Below are 17715 nucleotides of genomic sequence, written 5' to 3'. Positions count from 1 at the left end.
CGACGAGCGGGGCGGACCTCGCGATCCGGGCGGTAAGGTGCCGCCGTACGGTGGACGCCGCTCCGCGGCTTCCGGACGGGGTGGAGGCGGCGGCAGTCGTGGGAATCATGGACCGGATCCGTGGCGAGTTCATCGACATCATCGAATGGACCGATGACAGCCGCGACACGATCGTGTGGCGCTTCCCGCGCTACGACAACGAGATCAAGATGGGCGCGCGGCTCACCGTCCGCGAGTCCCAGGCGGCCGTGTTCGTCAACGAGGGCCAGGTCGCCGACGCCTACTCCCCCGGCATGTACACGCTGCAGACGCAGAACATGCCGATCCTGTCGAAGCTCAAGGGCTGGAAGTACGGCTTCGACTCGCCGTTCCGCGCCGAGGTGTACTTCGTCAACACCCGGCAGTTCACCGACCTGAAGTGGGGCACGCAGAACCCGGTCATCGTCCGGGACCCGGAGTTCGGGATGGTCCGGCTGCGCGCGTTCGGCGCGTTCGCGATCCGGGTGGTCGACCCGACGGCGCTGCTGCGCGAGCTGGCCGGCACCGACCCGCAGTTCCGCACCGAGGAGGTCGCCGGGTATCTGCGGCAGGTCATCGTCGGGCGGCTCGGGAACGCGCTCGCCACGGCCCGGGTGCCCGTGCTGGACCTTGCCACCCAGCAGGACGTCATCGGCGAGACGCTCGCCGCAGCGCTGACCAAGGAACTCGCGTCGGTCGGCATCGCGATCCCGAAGTTCATCATCGAGAACATCTCGCTGCCGCCCGAGGTCGAGGAGGCGATCGACCGGCGCAGCCAGATGGGCATCGTCGGCAACCTCGACGACTACACGCGGTTCCAGACCGCGCAGGCCATCGAGGAGGCCGCCCGCAACCAGGGCGGGGCCGGCGAGGGTCTGGGCATCGGCCTCGGCATGGCGCTCGGCCAGCGCGCCGCCGGCGGGATGGCCGGCCAGCAGCCGTACCAGGGCCAGCAGCCGTACCAGGGCCAGCAGCCGTACCAGGGCCAGCAGGCACCGTCGGGGCCGGCTGGAGCGGCTGGGCCGCCGCCGCTACCGACGGCCGAGCAGTGGTACGTCGGCGCGAACGGCCAGCAGCTGGGCCCGTTCGACCGCAACCAGCTCGCGCAGCGGGTCGCCGCCGGTGAGGTGCGCCAGGACACGCTGGTGTGGAAGACCGGCATGGCGCAGTGGACGCCGGCGGGCCAGGTGGCGGAGGTCGTGCCACTGCTCGCCAACGTCCCGCCGCCACTGCCGCCGCAGAGCTGACCAGCGACGAGCGCGCAGGGACAAACCATGACTGATCAGCACGCCCAGGGTGCGCCGGGTCAGGCTCCGGTCGCCGCGACGACCTATCCGTGCGGCGGCTGCGGCGCCCGGCTGGAGTTCGCCCCCGGCCAGTCCGTCCTGCAGTGCCCGTACTGCGGGTTCCGCCAGGAGATCGCCGCGACCGGCCGGCAGATCCGCGAGATCGCGTACGCGGACCTGCCGTCGCTGCCCCGCAAGCCCGTCGGCAGCATCGGTGCCTACGTCTTCGTCTGCCAGCGCTGCGCGGCGCGGACCGAGACGGACGAGACCGCGAGCGTCTGCCAGTTCTGCGGGGCGCCGCTGGTGATCGACCCGGCGGCGTCGGGGCAGATCGTGCCCGAGGGCGTGCTGCCCTTCGAACTCGACCGCGGCGCCGTGCGCACCGCGGTGCGGTCCTGGACGTCGTCGCGGTGGTTCGCGCCGTCGGCGCTGAAGAAGGTCAGCGACACCGAGTCGATGAAAAGCACGTACCTGCCGCACTGGACGTACGACTCACGGACGGTCTCGCAGTACGCCGGCCAGCGCGGCGAGCACTACTACACCACCGAGACCTACACCGACAGCGACGGCAGGCAGCAGACCCGGCAGGTGCAGCACACCCGCTGGTACCCGGCGCACGGCACGGTCGAGCGCACGTTCGACGACGTGCTGGTGCCGGGCAGCGGCGTGCTGCCGACCGACAAGCTCGACGATCTCGCGCCCTGGCCGCTGGAGCGGGCGGCGCCGTTCCAGCCGGAGTTCCTCGCCGGCCATTTCGCGCTGCGGTACGACGTGGAGCCGGAGAACGGGTTCGACGAGGCGCGCAACCGGATGGCGCCGGTCATCGCCGAGGACTGCCGGCGCGACATCGGCGGCGACGAGCAGCGGGTGCAGTCGGTCGACACCCGGCACAACGACGTCACCTTCAAGCTGATGCTGCTGCCGGTGTGGATCGCCTCTTACGTCTACGCCGGGAAGACCTGGCAGGTCCTGGTCAACGGCCGGACCGGCGAGGTGCACGGCGAGCGGCCGTGGAGCAAGGTGAAGATCGCTCTCACGGTGCTGGTCACGCTGATCGTGATCGCGGTCATCGCCTACTTCGTGGCCGCGCACCGCGGTGGTTCAGCGCAGCACAGCGCGGCATCCACCTGACGCCCTGGCGCGGCCGGCTGCTCGGCGCCGAGCGGCGGCCCGGGGCCGCCCACCGGATCAGACCGGCGGCTGCGGGTCGTACTGGATGCCGCGCCGGACCCTTCTGGCCCGCTCGACGTTCCGCAGGCGGGCGACGAGGTGCAGGGCCATGTCGATGCCCGCGCTGACGCCCGCGGCGGTGACGATGTCGCCGTCGTCGACGAAACGGTCGTCGGGGCGGACCGTGAGCGTCGGGTCGAGCTTGTGCAGCAGGTCGAGTGAGGCCCAGTGCGTCGTCGCCGGTCGCCCCGCCAGCAGCCCGGCGCGGGCGTACACCAGCGAGCCGGTGCAGACGCTGGTCATGAGCGGCACCTGCGCGCGCTGCCGGCGCACCCAGTCGAGCTGGGCGTCGTCGACCAGGTGGGCGCGGGTGCCCTGCCCGCCCGGGTAGATCAGCACGTCGAGCGGGGGAACCGACTCGTACGAGTGCGCGGGATGAAGGACGAGCCCCTTCGCGGCGGTGACCGGCGCGCCGTCCCGGGAGAACGTGGTGACCTGCCAGCCGTCGTCGGGGAACTGGCGCGTCCAGAAGGCCAGCACCTCCCACGGCCCGACCGCGTCCAGTTCCTCGAAATCGTCGAACAGCAGAATCCCGATGGATTTCACGCAGTCCTCCTCCGGCCTGACCCTCAGTACTCGTCGTGGTGGCGCAGCCAGCTCATGGTCGGGTCCTGCGGCCAGCCGGCGGGAGAATCCTCCCACCTTTCCTGGCGGCCGTAGGGGGTCAGGTCGAGCAGGTTGAAGTCGAGACGGAGGCGGTCGACGCCGCGGCCGCTGGCGAAGTAGGTACGAAAGACGTCGGCGCCATCCCGGAGCAGGATGCTGAGGCCGAAGCCGCCACCCAGGCCCATGTCGTCGTTGAAGTCGCTGCCGAACGACGAGTACCAGGGCACAGTCCAGCCCATCCGGCGGCGCACCGCCTCGATCTCCGGCTGCGGGGCGCGGGAGACGAGGATCAGCCGGGTGTCCCGGGCATTCAGGTGGGGCTGGGACTGGTCGGCGAGATTGTCGGTGAAGGTCGAGCAGCCGACGCAGATGTGGTTCTGGCCAGGTTCCAGCATGTGGTGGTAGATCACAAGCTGGCGGTGACCGTCGAACAGGTCGGCCAGGCCGACACCAGCGCCGTCCGGGGCGGTGAAGCGGTAGTCCTTCGTCACCTGGACCATCGGCAGCCGTCGCCGCCGGGCGGCCAGTGCGTCCAGGGCGTGCGTGAGCTCCTTCTCCTGGGTAAGCAGCTCGTCGCGGGCGGCCTGCCACTCTTCGGGGGATACGACGGGAGGACGGTTCATGACCTGATCCGTTCCTTGAGGAGACTCATCGACAGGCCCCAGGCTAGCGTAGCGAGTTCCTTCAGGGAACCCATCTCGTCTAGAGTGGCCCCGTGCAGCGGACGCGTTTTGGTGACATGGCCTGCTCGATCGCCCGGACCTGGGACGTCATCGGCGAGCCGTGGTCCCCGCTGATCCTGCGCAACGTCTACGTCGGCATCCGGCGGTTCGACCAGCTCCAGGCCAGCCTCGGCATCTCCCGCAAGGTCCTGGCCGAGCGGCTGCGCTGGCTGGTGGAAGCCGAGGTCCTGGCGCGGCGGGAGTACGCGAGCCGGCCCGCGCGGTACGAGTACACCCTGACCCAGAAGGGGACGGAGCTGTGCGACCTGCTGCTGTTCATGGTCCGCTGGGGGGACCGGTGGACGGCCGGCGAGGCCGGGCCGCCGGTGCTCTACCGGCACCACGCCTGCGGCGAGATCAGCCACGTCGAGCCGCGCTGCTCGGCCTGCGGCGGCCCGATGTCGGCCACCGACGTCGACGTGCTGCCCGGGCCCGGCGCCAAGACCGGCCCGGCGCCGGCCGACGAGCCCGAAGATCAGCTCTCGGTCGGCGACAGCGGGCCGACCAGCGCCTGAAAACAAGGCCGGAGCAGATCGATGATCTCCTCCGGGGACGCCTGCGCCAGCAGGCTCGTGCGCAGCAGATAGCGTTCCGCGACCACGCCGGAGATGATCGCGCTGATCAGGCCCGCCCGGAGCTCGGCGTCGCTGGCTGGGATCGCCACGCTGATCTGGTCCACCCGCTGGCGACCCGCGGCCCGGAAGCCCTCGGCGGCCTCGGCATGGGTGAGGATCGAGCGCAGCACCGCGAGCGACGCGACCGGCTCGGCGTCCAACCGGCGGGCGAGCGAGGCCAGCAGGCCGTCGGCGACCTCCGCCGGCGAGCTGCCGGCGACCGGCAGGTCGTCGTCGGCGAGCTTCGCCGCCTGAGCGAACAGCTCGTCCTTCGAGTGGAAGTAGTGCATGACCAACCCGGCATCCACACCGGCACGGGCGGCGACCGCGCGGATGGTGGTGCGGTCGTAGCCAAGGTCGGCGAACAGCTCCCGAGCCGCGGCCAGGATGCGGCTCTCGGTCTGGCGGCGCTGGTCTGCCCGGGTCGTCCGGCGGGGCGCGGCGGGCGGGTTCGAGTCCGTCACCGGGTTGATTCTACGACCGTTGACCGAGCCATCATTTTCGTTCTACATTCGTTCAATCAACGATCGTTCAACGAAAGAGGACGCTGTGGCCGCACCCGCACGCGAGGTCGTCGAGCAGATCCTGCGGGCAGGGCGGGACCTCGACGCCGAAACTCTGCTGGCGCTCATGGCGTCCGACGGATACATCGAATGGCCCTATCGACCGGCCGGCGTGCCGGCCCGGCTACGCGGGCACGCGGAGATCCGCGCTTATCTCGCGTCGGCCGCCAAGGCGCCGATTCGGTGGAACGAGTTCGTCGACGTCGTCATGCACGAGACCGTCGACCCCGAGGTCGTCATCGTCGAATACGAGGGGCACGGCACCGTCACGACGACCGGCGCGCCCTACCTGCAGAACGTCATCGCCGTCTTCCGGGTCCGCGCCGGCCGGATCATCTCCTGGCGGGACTACTTCAATCCCCTCGCGTTGGCCGCGGCCCGGGTGGACGCGTCGGCGCCGTCCTGATCAGAGCTCGTGGCGCAGCGCCGCCAGCTCCGGACCGGTCGAGGTGGGCAGGAACTCGGTGACGGTGTAGGTGACTAGCCCGTGGACCTGGAACGGGTCGGCCTCGATGGCCTTCTCGATCTCCGCCCGGTCGCCGGTCGCGAGGATGACGCCACCGGTCCGGGGCTCCTTGCGGCCCGACGCCAGGAACCGACCGGCGTCGTAGTGGCCGCAGAGGAACGCGCGATGAGCGTCCATGTGCCGGTCGATCTCGGCCACGTCCGCGGTGTAGGTGAGGTCCAGGACAAACAGGCTCGCCATAGGCGTGACCCTAGCCGATCAGGGCGGCGGCCCGCTGCCCGTTGACGTCAGGAATCCGTCGGCGGCTGACTGCCGTACGGGCGGGTGATGATTTCCATACCGTGCCCGGCCGGATCCTTGAAGTACAGACCGCGGCCACCCCAGTGATGGTTGATCTCGTTCTTCTGCTGGCCGTGCGGATCGGCCCAGTACGTGATCCCGGCCGCCTCGATCCGCGCGAAGGCGGCGTCGAACTCCTCTTCCGAGATCAGGAAGGCATAATGCTGCGAGGCGATCTCCCCCGGCCAGCCGTCGGCGAAGTCCAGGGTGACGCCGTTACTGACGACGACGGGCAGGAAAGGACCCCACGGGGTGCCGACCTCGAGGCCCAGGACGTGCGCCAGGAACTCGGCGGACTCGCGGCGGTCCCGGGCGGCGACAATCGTGTGGTTCAGCTCGACAGCCATGCGCCCTCCATCGGCTCTCTCGTCGGCACCTGCCTGCCACATCGGGCTGGCAGCAGACACGCTGTGCCATAACTCAACCCTAACATCGATCTCCCTCGATCGCGGCCGCACCGCCGGCACCGAGCAGGCTTTCCGGGCCACCGGACAGCCGAAGGATGTTGCAGAACGGAAATTCTCGACTAGCGGGCATTCCGAGTAATAGGGCCCTGGGTTACACCTCGCCGCCATGGCCGGCTGTAACCCCCTCGGCTATCTCCTGGTGTCCACCCGGACGCCTTTCCGCGGCACCGGGAAAAGGTCCAGAAAAGGAGATGGCCGTGAAACTGAAGGCATCCTCGATCACCGTTCTCACCGCGACGCTGGCGCTGGGCGTGAGCCTGCTGTCGGCACCGGCCGCGTTCGCCAGCCACGGCGGCGGCGACGGTGGTGGCGGCGGCCGGCCGGGCGGCCCGGCGGTCAAGGCCGTCGGTGTCGGCTCGCTCGGCAGCCCGTGGACGTTGAAGTCGCAGCACGACGACGACGGCCCCGGCCCCGTCGCGGGCGAGGAGTTCGAGATCACGACGCCGGCCACGCACGTCTGGCACGTCACCCTCGCGGACAACGGCACGGTGTTCTTCGACCAGGACGTGCCGGCGACCGCCACCGGCCTGCGGGCCATGGGCAAGTCGCCCGACCAGGGCATCGACCAGGTCATGAGCGCGCACGCGGTCGACCTCGGCACGCACGAGGTCATCGACGGCTCGGTCACCCTGCCGGCGCTCTGACCGTCCCCGCTCCGACCGTTCCCCGCTCAGTCAACCCAGGTCGGCGGCCAGTGCATGGCCGCGGCGGTGAGCCGCGGGCGCACGGTCGCCGGCCAGGGGTCGGCGAGGTCCTCCAGGATGAGATCGAAGCGGCCGTGGTCGAACGGCTCGCCGGGGGCTGCGGCGACCTGCACGAGCCGCTCGCGCCGGCCGGACCGCTGGTGCGCGAGCGCCCGGTGGTGGCAGTAGGGGTTGTTGCCGGACCGGCCGAAGACGGTGTGCGCCGTCCAGGTGCAGCCGCCGCGGCACACGTCGGCGTAGTCGCAGGTCCGGCAGAACCCCCACAGCGTGTCCGTCGCCGCCGCCGTGCCCGCGGCGGTGTTGAGGGCCAGTTCGGGGGCGTCCCGGAGCAGGTCGGCGAGCGAGTGCTCGCGGATGTCACCCGCCGCGTAGTCGCGGGTGGGCAGCGACGGGCAGCCCTTGATCGTGCCGTCGGACTCGATGCCGAGGGTGGACAGCCCGGCCTGGCAGCCCGACCAGAACGCGGCCCCCTCCGGCGAGCGGAGCAGCCGCTCGTACGGGCCGTAGTACCCGAGGTTGTTCCCGGCGTGGACGCGGACGCCGTCCGCCGCGGCGCGGCGCGCGACCCGGGCGAGCATCGGGAACACGTCGAGCAGCTCGACGGGCTGCAGCAGGATCTCGGCGTGGTCGGCGGCGTTACCCATCGGGACCGTGAGCTGCCACTGCCAGGCGGCGATGCCGGCGGCGCGCAGGTCCAGGTAGAGCGCCGGCAGCTCCGGCGCGGTCAGCCGGTTGAGCTGGGTGTTGCAGGTGACGGTCACGCCGGCCGCGCGCAGGCGTTCCATCGTGGTGAAGCAGGAGCGCCAGGAGCCGGCGCGGCCGCGCAGGCGGTCGTGCGTCGCGGCCGTCCCGTCCACCGACACCGAGCACCGCTCGACGCCGGCGGCGCGCAGGCCACGGGCCGCCGCCGCGCTCATCCGGTAGCCGCCGGTCGTCATGGTGCAGGTCATGCCGAGGCGGGTGATCTCGGCGGCGATCGTCAGCCAGTCCCGGCGCAGGAACGCCTCGCCGCCGATGAGCGTCACCTCGTCGACGCCGGCCCGGTGCAGCTGGGCGACCAGGTCCAGCGCCTCGGCCGTGGTCAGCTCGGCCGGGCGGCGTTCGCCGGCGCGCGAGCCGCAGTGCCCGCACGCCAGGTTGCAGGCGAGCGTCAGTTCCCAGACCACGTATGTCCGGCGCGCGCCCGTCACCGCCGCAGCAGCCCGCGCAGCCAACCCCGCAGGCCGCTGCGCCGCGCCGGCGGGGTCGGATCGGGCCGGTGCGGCGGCGGGGCCAGCTCGGGGCGGCGCGGCGGTGGTGGCGGTGCGCCGTAGACAGGCGCCGGCGGCGCGGGCAGGTTCGCCCAGGGAGCTGGGGCGGCCCCGTCCCGGTCAGGCGGGACGGGGCCGGTCACCCAGGGCGGCGGCGCGCCGTACGCCGGCGCCGGTGGCGGGTCGTCGTTGTGGTCGGCCCAGGCGGGGCCGGTGGAGACGGTTGGTGGCAGGTCCCGCGACGGCGCGGTGCCGGCCGCTTCGGCTTCCTCCCGCTCCAGTCGCTTCGCGATGGCCTCGGCCCGTTCGGGACGCATCTGCTCGTCCCGGGCCGGCCCGCGCGGCAACCCCTCGGTGGATCGCTCGTCGTCCCGCACCGCCGCCGCCTCTCACGCCCGCACGTTGCTGCCGCCGCACCAGACGATTCTTTTTGGGAAACGCCTCAGGCGACATTTCCTGGCCGCTCAGCACGGATAGTACGAGAATTCGGATGCAGCTGAACAAAATGAACGTGAACTTTGCGGCCTGGGGGCCCGTCGACCGCCGTCGGCGGGCTACCAGAGCGGACCGCCGTCCCGGGTGTTCGTCTCTCGGTCTCGGCCCGTCGCGCCGCCGACGAACGCGTGCGGCCGGTCACCTAGACTCGGCCGCGGCCCGCGGGACCGTCCGCGGATCACGGAAACCCGGAGGTCAGTGGCGTGTCGCGGGTGCGGGTCCACAACTTCTCCCTTTCCCTGGACGGGTTCGCCACCGGGGAGGGGCAGAGCCTCGAGCAGCCCTTCGGGCACGCCGAAACGCGGCTCCACGAATGGTTCTTCCAGACGAGGACGTTCCGGTCCATGCACGGCGAGGCTGGTGGCGGGGCCGGGGTGGACGAGGCATTGGCCAGCGCCTGGGAGCCGGGCATCGGCGCCGAGATCATGGGCCGCAACAAGTTCAGTCCGCACCGCGGTCCGTGGGAGGACCACGAGGAATGGCAGGGCTGGTGGGGTGACGACCCGCCATTTCACACCCCGGTGTTCGTGCTCACCCACCATCCCCGCCCGTCGCTGGAGATGGCGGGCGGGACGACCTTCCACTTCCTCGACGCCACGCCGGCCGAGGCACTGCGCCAGGCCCGGGAGGCCGCCGGCGGGCTGGACGTGCGCATCGGCGGCGGCCCGACGACCGTTCGCGAGTTCCTCGTCGCGGACCTGATCGACCACCTGCACGTCGTCGTCGTGCCGATCATCCTCGGCCGTGGGGTGCGGCTCTGGGACGATCTGGAGGGCCTGGAGAAGCGCTTCACGGTCGAGCCGGTGACGACCCCGCGGGGCGTCACGCACGTGACCTTCAGCCGGCCGTAGCCGCACTCCGGTCGGCCGGTCCGGCGATCCTTCCATGCGCGTGTTCGTCACCGGGGCATCCGGCCACATCGGCTCCGCCGTCGTCCGGCTCCCACCGACCGTGCACAGCTCGCTCGACCACCACGAGGACCTTGCTGAGGGCCACTACTTCGCCGCGCCGGCCCCCTGACCCGAGTGCGGGAGCCCGCCGCGGAAGGTGCGCCGGTAGCTGCTCGGGGACACGGCGACGGCGTCGCGCAGCTGCTGACGCAGCGCGGCAGCGGTGCCGAAACCGCAGCGCCCGGCGATGCGCTCGACCGGCAGGTCGGTGTGTTCCAGCAGGTGACGGGCGAGGTCGACGCGCTCGCGGGTGAGCCACTCACCGGGGCTCAGGCCGACCTCGGCGCGGAAGCGGCGGGTGAACGTCCGCCGGCTCATGCCGGCGTGGGCGGCGAGCTCGTCCAGCCGCAGGGGCTGGTCCAGCCGTCCGAGCGCCCACTCGCGGGCCGGCGCCGTCCCGGCGTCGGACGGCGTCGGCACGGGACGCTCGACGTACTGGGCCTGCCCGCCGTCCCGCCAGGGCGGCACCACGCAGGCCCGGGCGACCCGGTTGGCGACGCCGCTGCCGTGGTCGAGGCGGATCAGGTGCAGGCAGAGGTCGACCGCGGCGGCGGCGCCCGCGGAGGTGAGAATCCGGCCGGTGTCGACGAACAGCACATCCGGGCGCAGCTCGACCGCGGGGAACGCACGCTGGAAGTCCGCGGCCTCGTGCCAGTGCGTCGTGGCGGCCAGCCCGTCGAGCAGGCCGGCACTGGCCAGGACATAGGAGCCCAGGCAGAGCGAGACGATCCGGGCGCCCGGCGGGATCCGGTCGATCGCGTCCGCGAGGCCGGGCGGCAGCAGGTCGCGGCTGGTGATCTTCGGCATGTCCACGGCGGGCGGCACGATGACCGTGTCGGCCGTCGCGAGCGCCGCCGCGTCCTGGCCGACGGCGACGCTGAAGTCGGCGGCCGTCGTCACCGGCGCGCCGTCCACCGAGCAGGCGACGACCTCGTACAGCGGCTGGCCGGCCAGGTCGGTCGCGGCACCGAAGAGCTTCGCGGGAATGCCGAGTTCGAACGGGACCACTCCGTCCACGGCGAGCACGGCGATGCGACGCATGGCCCGATTCTTGCGCACATCGGCCCTCGGGCCACTGTCCGGATGCCGACCGTGACGGCAGGCTTGACGCCATGACAACCACGATGCGCGCGGTCAGCCAGGACCAGCTGGGCGGTTCCGACGTGCTCAGGATGGTGGAGATCGACCGACCGACTGGAAGCACCGGGCCATCCCGGGTTTCCTCGGCGAGCGGCTGCCGCGGGTGCTCGGCTGGGACGTGTCCGGCGTGGTGGAGGCCGTCGGCTACGGCGTGACGCTGCACGAGGTCGGCGACGAGGTCTTCGGCATGCTGCCCTACCCGCACGGCCACGGCGCCTGCGCCGAGTACGTCCTCGCGCCGGCGCGGGCGCTCGTGCGCAAGCCGGCGGAGCTCGACCATGTCCAGGCCGGCGCGATCCCACTGGCCGCGCTGACGGCCTACCAGGCCCTCGTCGACACCGCCCGGGTCCGGCCCGGCCAGCGGGTGCTCGTCCACGCGGCGGCGGGCGGGGTCGGGCACTTCGCCGTCCAGATCGCCCGGTCGCTGGGGGCGCACGTCATCGGCACCGCCAGCGCGCCGAAGCACGACCTGCTCCGCCAGCTCGGCGCCGACGAGCTCATCGACTACCGCACGCAGGACTTCGATCGGGAGACCGGCGACATCGACGTCGTCCTCGACACCGTCGGCGGCGAGTACGCCGCCCGGTCGCTGCGCACGCTGCGCGCCAGCGGGCTGGTCGTGTCGCTGGTCGGTATCAACACCGTCGCGCTGCCCGAGCAGGCCGCCGCCCTCGGCGTCCGCCACCGGATGATGCTCGTCGAGGCCGACCAGACCGGCATGCTCGCCGTCGCGGACCTGGCCCGCGGCGGGCGGCTCCGCCCGGTCATCGAGTCCACCTTCCCGCTGGAGCAGGCGGCGAAGGGCCATGATCTGGGGGACACCGGCCGGGCCACCGGCAAGATCGTTCTTACTGTCTGACCATCCGTGGAGGGACATCCTCATGTCCGGCCTGCCCCGTGAACTCACCGAGCTCGTCGAAGCCGGCCCGCTGGCCCATCTGAGCACGATCAACGCCGACGGTAGCCCGCAGGTCAGCGTGATCTGGATCGGGCTGGACGGCGACGATCTGGTCAGCGGGCACATGTCCCGGTACGCGAAGGTCCGCAACGTCGAGCGGGACCCGCGGGCCGTGCTGTCCTTCGACGCCCCGCGCAAGCCCGGCGTCTTCCTCAACCCGTACGCGGTGCTGCACACCCGGGCGACCGTCGAGCCCGGCGACGACACCTGGGACCTGCTCAACCGCCTGGCCAAGGTCTACATCGCCCCGGACGCCGAGTTTCCCGCGCCGAAAGGCCCCGGGTTCACCATCCGCTACCGGATCGAGCGCATCACCGGCGTCGGCCCCTGGGCACCGTCGAAGCACTGACCACCCGCTCCGGCGACACCCGGCGCACGAGCGCGACTCCGCCCGGTTCTCAGCCGACGCGCAGGACGAGCTTGCCCTGGATGTGGCCGCGTTCGGCCCGCTCGTGCGCCTTCCATGCCTCGGCCAGCGGAAAGGCCTCGTCCACGGCGACCCGCAGGGCGCCCGCGCCGACCAGTTCGGCCAGCTCGCCCAGGTGACCGCCGTGCGAGCGCACCTGGCCGCCGATGACCCGCACCTCGCGGCGGGCGAGCTCGTCGTCGTGGTAGTCGCCGAAGAACACCGGGCTGATCACGCCACCGTCCCGGACCGCCGGGGCGAGGAGATGGCCGTCCGGCCCACCGACGGTGTCGAACAGGTGGTCGACGTCCTTCGCGGCGTCGGCCACCCTGGTCGTCGTGTAGTCGATGTACTCGTCGGCGCCGAGGTCGCGCAGAAACGCCTCGTGCCGGGTGGAGGCGACCGCGATGACCCGGGCGCCGGCCCGGCGGGCGAGCTGGACGAGGAAGTGCCCGACACCGCCGGCGGCGCCGTTGACCAGCACCGTGCTGCCGGCCTCGACGGGTGCGATCTCGGTCAGGTACTGCCAGGCAGTGAGCCCGGCCATCGGGATCGCGGCGGCGTGGAGGTGGTCGATCGCGGCGGGCTTGCGGGCGAGATCACCGACGGGCGCGATCACGTACTCGGCGTAGGTCGCGGCGGTGCCGATCCCGGACGGGAAGCGGAGCAGGCCGAGGACCTCGTCTCCCGCGGCCCACTCGGTGACGCCCGGGCCGAGACCGGCCACGAACCCGGACACGTCCGTACCCGGAACGAACGGCAGCGGGATCGGCGGGCGCAGCTCCGCGGGAATGTTGCCCATGCCGGTCCGCGCGTAGAGGTCCGGCGGGTTGATGCCGGCGGCGCTCACCCGGATGAGGACCTCGCCGGGCCCCGGCTCGGGGCGCTCGACCTCCTCCAGCCTGAGCTCACTGGGTGGACCGGTGCGGTGAACACGGATGGCCTGCATGGTCTGGTGTCCTCACGGGGCTGCGGTGGGGCGGATAGCGTGCGGAGCAGCGCTCCGAGGTCCCACAGCCGACGCCCGCCGCAACCACGACCACATCCTCGCCACCGCGCGGGTCGTGCTGACCGAGCAGGGCGTGCAGGCGTCCCTGCGCGACGTCGCCCGCCGGGCCGGCGTCGGCCTCGGCACGCTCTACCGCCACTTCCCGACCCGCGACGCGCTGCTGGAAGCCCTGCTGCGGCAGGGTTTCGACCGGCTAGCCGAACGCGCCGACGAGCTCGCCGCCGACCTCCCGCCGGCGGCGGCACTGGGCGCGTGGCTGCGGGAACTCGCCGCCGGCGCCGGTGTGTACCAGGGCCTGTCCGGCTCGCTGGTGGCGAGGCTGCACGACCCCGAGTCGGCGTTGTCCGCCTCCTGCACGGCGCTGCACGCAGCAGGCGGCCGCCTGCTGGCGAGCGCCCAGGCCGACGGCCGCATCCGGAAGGATGTCGCGGGAATCGACGTCTTCGCGCTGGCGACCGCCGTCGCGGCCGTGACCGAACGCGGCCCCCTCGCCGAGCGCCGCGACCAGCTCCTCAACGTCGTCCTCGACGGCCTGCGACCCGAGGCGCCGCGCCGCCCGTGAGCCAACGGTCTGCTGCTGGGTAGAGCATCGCCGGGTCCGGTCCGCCGGGGACCGCCCGACCACTCACGGAGGAACGCATGCCCGACACCCGCATCGCTCTGATCACCGGCGCGAGCCGAGGTCTTGGCCGTAGCATGGCCATCCACCTCGCCCAGGCCGGCGTCGGGGTCATCGGCACCTACCGGAGCAACGCCGACGAGGCCGACAGCCTGGTCAAGGAACTCACGGAGCTGGGTGTGCCGGCGGCGGCCCGCCAGCTCGACGTCGGCGACAGCGCGGGCTTCCCCGCCTTCGCGGCGCAGGTGCGCGCCGTGCTCGCCGAGTTCGACGCCGAACGTCTCGACTACCTCGTCAACAACGCCGGCATCGGCGTGCACGCGCCGTTCGCCGACACGACCGAGGAGCAGTTCGACGAGCTGATCCGTGTCCACGTCAAGGCACCGTTCTTCCTGACGCAGACGCTGCTGCCGCTGCTCGCCGACGGCGGACGGATCCTGAACGTCTCCTCCGGGCTCGCCCGTTTCACCAACCCAGGGTTCGCCGCCTACGCCTCGGCGAAGGGCGCGGTCGAGGTGCTGACCCGCTATCAGGCCAAGGAGCTCGGTGCCCGCGGAATCAGGGTGAACACGCTGGTGCCCGGGGCGATCGCCACCGACTTCGGCGGCGGAGCCGTCCGCGACAACGAGCAGGCCAACCGGGCCGTCGCCGCCGCGATCGCGCTGGGTCGCGCCGGCGAGCCCGACGACATCGGCGCCGCCGTGCCGCTGATCCTCGCCGACGGCCTCGGCTGGGCCAACGGCACCCGCATCGAACTCTCCGGCGGCCAGAACCTCTGACCCGGGCCCCGACCCATCTGGCCACGGATTTTATTGGGAGTGTGTTGTCATTCAGTATCCGCCGGTCGAGCCGTACGACTCGGGCCTGCTCGATGTCGGCGACGGCAACCTCGTCTACTGGGAGACCTGCGGCAGTCCCACCGGCCGCCCGGCGCTCGTCGTACACGGCGGCCCCGGGTCGGGCTGCTCGCCGGGGGCCCGGCGCTGGTTCGATCCGGCTCGCTACCGCGTCATCCTCGTCGACCAGCGCGGCTGTGGTCATAGCACCCCGCATGCCGGCGACCACAACACCGTGCTCACCCACAACACCACCAGGCACCTGTTGGCGGACCTGGAGCTGCTGCGCCGGCACCTCGGCGTCAACGCGTGGCTGCTCTACGGCGCTTCCTGGGGCTCGACGCTCGCCCTCGCCTACGCGCAGCGCCATCCGGCCAGGGTGACCGGGATCGTGCTGGCCGGGGTCACCATGACCCGCCGCGCCGACATCGACTGGTTGTACCGGGGCGTCGCGCGCTACTTCCCGGCGGAGTGGGCACGGTTTCGCGACGCGCTGCCACTGGCCGATCAGGACGGTGATCTCGTCGTCGGCTACGCGCGCCTGCTCAACGACCCGGACCCAGACGTGCGCACCAGAGCCGCCGACGCGTGGTGCGCGTGGGAGGACGCGGTGATCTCGCTCGAGTCCGCCGGTCGGCCTGGTGCGTACGGTGACCGGCCGGCGCGGGCACGGCTCGCGCTGAGCCGGATCTGCTCGCACTACTTCACCCATGGCGCCTGGCTCGAGGAAGGCATCCTCCTGCACGAGGCGCACCGGCTCGCCGGCATCCCGGGCACGTTGATCCATGGCCGCGGTGACCTGGGCAGCCCGTACCAGGTGGCCTGGGAGCTGGCCCGGGCATGGCCCGGCGCCGAACTCATCGGAGTGCACGACTCCGGTCACACCGGCAGCGCCACTCTCGGCCGCCACCTGCGTATGACTCTCGACCGGCACGCGGAACCGCTCCGCTGACGCAGCGCCCCGGCTCCGTCAGCCGGTGGGTTGTCAGGCCCCGGCGTCGGTGACGGTGATCTCGGCGCGGTTGGCGTAAAAGGCGACGTGGCCGGCGATGTCGGCGACCGCCGGGTACGGCTGCTCGTAGAACCAGATGACGTCGTCAAGGCGCGTTCCGTCCGGCGCCTCGACGCTGTGGTAGCTCGCCTCGCCCTTGTACGGGCAGTACGTCGACGTCGCGCTCGGGCGCAGCACGCCCGAGTCGACGTCGGTGACGGGCAGGTAGTACACCGGCGGGTAGCTCGCCTCCCGCAGCGTCAGGGCATCCTGGCTGTCGGCGACGACGTGCCCGGCGATCCGGACGACGACGTGGCCGCGGGTCGGTTCGATCGTGATCGGATGGTCAACGCCCGGTTCGAGCACCTGTCGGGACATCGCGCGCCTCCTGCCCGCCCGCGTCCGGTGCGCGGGTCGCCGTCAACGGTTGTCCACCTGGCGAAGCCGGTCAAGCCCGCCGCCGCGACCGGGCATCCAGGACAGCACCCACAGCGACGTGTAGACGACATCTAGCTGCGCAGCGATCACTTTACGTAGATGATCCGCCCGGAGTATCGACCTGCCCGACGTCGACGAACCATGGGGGATCTCGATGGCACCGGACACCTCTGACGCCGCCCAGCCGGCGTTCCTCGCCACCTACCTCGCGGGCCTGCCACGGCCCGAACACGGTCACCCGGGCCCGGCCCGCAGCGTCCGCGAGGCCGACGTCGACGGCCATCGCATCGTCATCGCCACCAGCTACGAGATCACCGTCGACGGCCGCCCGCTGGACGTGCACATCGGCCTGTCCAACGACGGCTCGGCGCACTGCCACGGCCTGCCCGCCTACCAGCTTCCCTCACTGGTCGACCTGGTCCGGGTACTCGTCCACACCTTCCCCGACGAGTTCCCCCCGCCGACCACCGGCCACGACGACGAGGCCGGCCCCGACACCGACCACGACACCCACGACCACGCCCATCACGACCACACCGCCCACGACCACACCGCCCACGACCACTCCGAGCCCGACGGGGGACGTTGAGATGGCCGTCGTCCGCCGTGACATCCTGCGCGACGATGCGGCCCGGGCCGCCTACATCCACGGCGTCCGGCTGCTCAAGCACGAGCCGAGCTCGCTGACCACGGGCAGTTTCGGCATCCCCGGACCGAGCAGGCCGGTGTACACCTACGACCTGTTCGTCATCTGGCACGTCCTCGCGATGAACACCGCCGTGCCGCCGGGCGGCGACGCGGGGGTGCGCAACGCCGCGCACCGCGGGCCGGTGTTCCTGCCCTGGCACCGGGTGCTGCTGCGCTGGCTGGAGGCGCACCTGCAACGCGTCCTCGACGATCCGGCCTTCGGCCTGCCGTACTGGAACTGGGCGGCGGACGGTTCGCCGGCCGGGCCCGGTGGCGTCGCGAACCCGGCGGCCTCGCCGCTGTGGCGCAACACCCCGGACGGGTTCGGCGGCCAGGGCGCTCCCGTGCGCGGCGGGGCGTTCGCGTTCAGGGCCGCCGATCCGACGAGTTTCCGCGTGCGGATCGCGGCGAACTCCAGCGGCGCGCTGCGTCAGGTCACCGAGCGCGGCCTCGTCCGGCGCTTCGGCCAGAGCGCGCCGTTCGGCTCGCCGCGGCTGCCGCGCACCGCCGATGTGGCGTCCTGCTTCGACCCGAAGGCCGACCCCAGCGTCACCGACTACGACCGGGACCCGTTCGACGTGTCGTCCCACGGTCTGCGCAACCGGCTGGAGGGTTTCGTCGGGCCCGGCCTGCACAACCAGGTGCACCTGTGGGTCGGCGGGGACATGGCGCCGGCATCGTCCCCGAACGACCCGGTCTTCTTCGTCCACCACTGCAACGTCGACCGGATCTGGGAGGGCTGGATGCGGCGCAACGGCCGCCGCTACGCGCCGGACATGACCGCGCCGGACAGCCTGCTCGGCCACCGGATCGACGACCCGCTGGTCTCTCCGTTCGCTCCCGCGGACAAACCGGATACGCCCCGCGGGGTGCTCGACTCCACCGCCGTCAACAGCTACGACGTGTTGCCCTGACACAGAT

Annotated in this window: 24 protein-coding genes; 14 read left to right on the top strand and 10 right to left on the bottom strand. The window is 72.0% G+C overall.

The annotated features are described in order from the left end of the window. Nucleotides 1-50 precede the first annotated feature (50 nt). Nucleotides 51-1265, top strand: a complete 1215-nt coding sequence (locus MXD60_RS14550) for an SPFH domain-containing protein (RefSeq protein ID WP_248819597.1) — start codon at nucleotides 51-53, stop codon at nucleotides 1263-1265. Nucleotides 1266-1292: 27 nt separating this feature from the next. Continuing rightward, nucleotides 1293-2435 carry a TFIIB-type zinc ribbon-containing protein gene (locus MXD60_RS14545; RefSeq protein WP_248819596.1) on the top strand — a complete coding sequence of 381 codons (1143 nt, stop codon included), beginning with the start codon at nucleotides 1293-1295 and terminating at the stop codon, nucleotides 2433-2435. A gap of 57 nt (nucleotides 2436-2492) precedes the next feature. Here the strand turns inward: MXD60_RS14545 and MXD60_RS14540 are convergent, their stop codons facing one another. Both MXD60_RS14540 and MXD60_RS14535 read right to left on the bottom strand, forming a co-directional pair. Next, complete coding sequence (locus tag MXD60_RS14540; RefSeq protein ID WP_248819595.1) at nucleotides 2493-3080, bottom strand: DJ-1/PfpI family protein; 588 nt, start codon at nucleotides 3078-3080, stop codon at nucleotides 2493-2495. 23 nt (nucleotides 3081-3103) lie between these two features. Further along, nucleotides 3104-3763 (bottom strand): DUF899 domain-containing protein, encoded by a 660-nt coding sequence (locus tag MXD60_RS14535; RefSeq protein ID WP_248819594.1) that lies wholly within the window; start codon nucleotides 3761-3763, stop codon nucleotides 3104-3106. Between the two features lie 92 nt (nucleotides 3764-3855). On the opposite strand from MXD60_RS14535, the gene MXD60_RS14530 reads away from it, so the two are divergent. Continuing rightward, on the top strand, nucleotides 3856-4377 hold the full coding sequence (locus MXD60_RS14530) for a winged helix-turn-helix transcriptional regulator (RefSeq protein WP_248819593.1): 522 nt from the start codon (nucleotides 3856-3858) through the stop codon (nucleotides 4375-4377). Here MXD60_RS14530 and MXD60_RS14525 read toward each other — a convergent pair. Next, the gene (locus MXD60_RS14525; RefSeq protein WP_248819592.1) at nucleotides 4338-4940 is read right to left on the bottom strand and encodes a TetR/AcrR family transcriptional regulator; all 603 of its coding nucleotides are present in this window, start codon (nucleotides 4938-4940) and stop codon (nucleotides 4338-4340) included. The two genes, MXD60_RS14530 and MXD60_RS14525, sit on opposite strands and share 40 nt — an antisense overlap. An 85-nt stretch (nucleotides 4941-5025) precedes the next feature. Between MXD60_RS14525 and MXD60_RS14520 the strand changes: the two genes are divergently transcribed. Continuing rightward, nucleotides 5026-5445, top strand: coding sequence for a nuclear transport factor 2 family protein (locus MXD60_RS14520; protein WP_248819591.1), 420 nt, complete (start codon nucleotides 5026-5028; stop codon nucleotides 5443-5445). Here MXD60_RS14520 and MXD60_RS14515 read toward each other — a convergent pair whose 3' ends face one another. Together MXD60_RS14515 and MXD60_RS14510 are read right to left on the bottom strand one after the other, a co-directional pair. Beyond that, nucleotides 5446-5745 (bottom strand): YciI family protein, encoded by a 300-nt coding sequence (locus tag MXD60_RS14515; protein WP_248819590.1) that lies wholly within the window; start codon nucleotides 5743-5745, stop codon nucleotides 5446-5448. 47 nt (nucleotides 5746-5792) lie between these two features. Further along, nucleotides 5793-6191 carry a VOC family protein gene (locus MXD60_RS14510; RefSeq protein WP_248819589.1) on the bottom strand — a complete coding sequence of 133 codons (399 nt, stop codon included), beginning with the start codon at nucleotides 6189-6191 and terminating at the stop codon, nucleotides 5793-5795. Nucleotides 6192-6508: 317 nt separating this feature from the next. On the opposite strand from MXD60_RS14510, the gene MXD60_RS14505 reads away from it, so the two are divergent. Further along, nucleotides 6509-6955: a hypothetical protein gene (locus MXD60_RS14505; protein ID WP_248819588.1), complete on the top strand. Its 447-nt coding sequence runs from the start codon at nucleotides 6509-6511 to the stop codon at nucleotides 6953-6955. A gap of 26 nt (nucleotides 6956-6981) precedes the next feature. On the opposite strand, the gene MXD60_RS14500 is transcribed toward MXD60_RS14505, so the two are convergent. Both MXD60_RS14500 and MXD60_RS14495 read right to left on the bottom strand, forming a co-directional pair. Continuing rightward, nucleotides 6982-8205: a radical SAM/SPASM domain-containing protein gene (locus MXD60_RS14500; protein WP_248819587.1), complete on the bottom strand. Its 1224-nt coding sequence runs from the start codon at nucleotides 8203-8205 to the stop codon at nucleotides 6982-6984. Continuing rightward, nucleotides 8202-8642, bottom strand: coding sequence for a hypothetical protein (locus tag MXD60_RS14495; protein ID WP_248819586.1), 441 nt, complete (start codon nucleotides 8640-8642; stop codon nucleotides 8202-8204). The genes MXD60_RS14500 and MXD60_RS14495 overlap by 4 nt, the downstream gene beginning before the upstream one ends. Before the next feature lie 321 nt (nucleotides 8643-8963). Between MXD60_RS14495 and MXD60_RS14490 the strand changes: the two genes are divergently transcribed. Together MXD60_RS14490 and MXD60_RS28800 are read left to right on the top strand one after the other, a co-directional pair. Next, a complete protein-coding gene (locus MXD60_RS14490) occupies nucleotides 8964-9611 on the top strand; it encodes a dihydrofolate reductase family protein (RefSeq protein ID WP_248819585.1) in 648 nt (215 codons plus the stop codon). Between the two features lie 34 nt (nucleotides 9612-9645). Next, on the top strand, nucleotides 9646-9780 hold the full coding sequence (locus MXD60_RS28800) for a hypothetical protein (RefSeq protein WP_283098363.1): 135 nt from the start codon (nucleotides 9646-9648) through the stop codon (nucleotides 9778-9780). Here the strand turns inward: MXD60_RS28800 and MXD60_RS14485 are convergent. After that, nucleotides 9756-10751 carry a GlxA family transcriptional regulator gene (locus MXD60_RS14485; protein WP_248819584.1) on the bottom strand — a complete coding sequence of 332 codons (996 nt, stop codon included), beginning with the start codon at nucleotides 10749-10751 and terminating at the stop codon, nucleotides 9756-9758. The two genes, MXD60_RS28800 and MXD60_RS14485, sit on opposite strands and share 25 nt — an antisense overlap. Before the next feature lie 202 nt (nucleotides 10752-10953). Here MXD60_RS14485 and MXD60_RS14480 point away from each other — a divergent pair, with 202 nt between their 5' ends. Both MXD60_RS14480 and MXD60_RS14475 read left to right on the top strand, forming a co-directional pair. Further along, on the top strand, nucleotides 10954-11709 hold the full coding sequence (locus tag MXD60_RS14480) for an NADP-dependent oxidoreductase (RefSeq protein ID WP_248819583.1): 756 nt from the start codon (nucleotides 10954-10956) through the stop codon (nucleotides 11707-11709). 22 nt (nucleotides 11710-11731) lie between these two features. Then, nucleotides 11732-12157 (top strand): PPOX class F420-dependent oxidoreductase, encoded by a 426-nt coding sequence (locus tag MXD60_RS14475; protein WP_248819582.1) that lies wholly within the window; start codon nucleotides 11732-11734, stop codon nucleotides 12155-12157. Between the two features lie 49 nt (nucleotides 12158-12206). Here the strand turns inward: MXD60_RS14475 and MXD60_RS14470 are convergent, their stop codons facing one another. Then, entirely contained in the window at nucleotides 12207-13163 is a 957-nt protein-coding gene (locus MXD60_RS14470; RefSeq protein WP_248819581.1) for an NADP-dependent oxidoreductase, read from the bottom strand. Nucleotides 13164-13188: 25 nt separating this feature from the next. Here MXD60_RS14470 and MXD60_RS14465 point away from each other — a divergent pair, with 25 nt between their 5' ends. The 3 genes from MXD60_RS14465 (at nucleotide 13189) to pip (ending at nucleotide 15630) form a co-directional block, all read left to right on the top strand. After that, entirely contained in the window at nucleotides 13189-13785 is a 597-nt protein-coding gene (locus MXD60_RS14465; protein WP_248819580.1) for a TetR/AcrR family transcriptional regulator, read from the top strand. A 77-nt stretch (nucleotides 13786-13862) separates the two neighbouring features. Next, entirely contained in the window at nucleotides 13863-14621 is a 759-nt protein-coding gene (locus MXD60_RS14460) for an SDR family NAD(P)-dependent oxidoreductase (protein WP_248819579.1), read from the top strand. Between the two features lie 49 nt (nucleotides 14622-14670). Further along, nucleotides 14671-15630: a prolyl aminopeptidase gene (gene pip / locus MXD60_RS14455; RefSeq protein ID WP_308222479.1), complete on the top strand. Its 960-nt coding sequence runs from the start codon at nucleotides 14671-14673 to the stop codon at nucleotides 15628-15630. A gap of 33 nt (nucleotides 15631-15663) precedes the next feature. On the opposite strand, the gene MXD60_RS14450 is transcribed toward pip, so the two are convergent. Continuing rightward, complete coding sequence (locus MXD60_RS14450; RefSeq protein WP_248819578.1) at nucleotides 15664-16047, bottom strand: DUF427 domain-containing protein; 384 nt, start codon at nucleotides 16045-16047, stop codon at nucleotides 15664-15666. 214 nt (nucleotides 16048-16261) lie between these two features. On the opposite strand from MXD60_RS14450, the gene MXD60_RS14445 reads away from it, so the two are divergent. After that, nucleotides 16262-16696, top strand: coding sequence for a hypothetical protein (locus MXD60_RS14445; protein WP_248819577.1), 435 nt, complete (start codon nucleotides 16262-16264; stop codon nucleotides 16694-16696). Nucleotide 16697: 1 nt separating this feature from the next. Next, entirely contained in the window at nucleotides 16698-17708 is a 1011-nt protein-coding gene (locus MXD60_RS14440; RefSeq protein WP_248819576.1) for a tyrosinase family protein, read from the top strand. Nucleotides 17709-17715: the final 7 nt, after the last annotated feature.

Origin of the sequence: Frankia sp. AgB32 (assembly GCF_023243045.1) — a bacterium.
Taxonomy (GTDB): domain Bacteria; phylum Actinomycetota; class Actinomycetes; order Frankiales; family Frankiaceae; genus Frankia.
Note: the sequence above shows the minus strand (reverse complement) of the source record. Positions and strands in the feature narration are given on the sequence as shown.

Coding starts and splice junctions, on each gene's coding strand:
- MXD60_RS14475 (WP_248819582.1), top strand. CDS start 11,732: ATGTCCGGCCTGCCCCGTGAACTCACCGAGCTCGTCGAAGCCGGCCCG.
- MXD60_RS14545 (WP_248819596.1), top strand. CDS start 1,293: ATGACTGATCAGCACGCCCAGGGTGCGCCGGGTCAGGCTCCGGTCGCC.
- MXD60_RS14535 (WP_248819594.1), bottom strand. CDS start 3,763: ATGAACCGTCCTCCCGTCGTATCCCCCGAAGAGTGGCAGGCCGCCCGC.
- MXD60_RS14470 (WP_248819581.1), bottom strand. CDS start 13,163: ATGCAGGCCATCCGTGTTCACCGCACCGGTCCACCCAGTGAGCTCAGG.
- MXD60_RS28800 (WP_283098363.1), top strand. CDS start 9,646: ATGCGCGTGTTCGTCACCGGGGCATCCGGCCACATCGGCTCCGCCGTC.
- MXD60_RS14515 (WP_248819590.1), bottom strand. CDS start 5,745: ATGGCGAGCCTGTTTGTCCTGGACCTCACCTACACCGCGGACGTGGCC.
- MXD60_RS14510 (WP_248819589.1), bottom strand. CDS start 6,191: ATGGCTGTCGAGCTGAACCACACGATTGTCGCCGCCCGGGACCGCCGC.
- MXD60_RS14450 (WP_248819578.1), bottom strand. CDS start 16,047: ATGTCCCGACAGGTGCTCGAACCGGGCGTTGACCATCCGATCACGATC.
- MXD60_RS14445 (WP_248819577.1), top strand. CDS start 16,262: ATGGCACCGGACACCTCTGACGCCGCCCAGCCGGCGTTCCTCGCCACC.
- MXD60_RS14460 (WP_248819579.1), top strand. CDS start 13,863: ATGCCCGACACCCGCATCGCTCTGATCACCGGCGCGAGCCGAGGTCTT.
- MXD60_RS14485 (WP_248819584.1), bottom strand. CDS start 10,751: ATGCGTCGCATCGCCGTGCTCGCCGTGGACGGAGTGGTCCCGTTCGAA.
- MXD60_RS14440 (WP_248819576.1), top strand. CDS start 16,698: ATGGCCGTCGTCCGCCGTGACATCCTGCGCGACGATGCGGCCCGGGCC.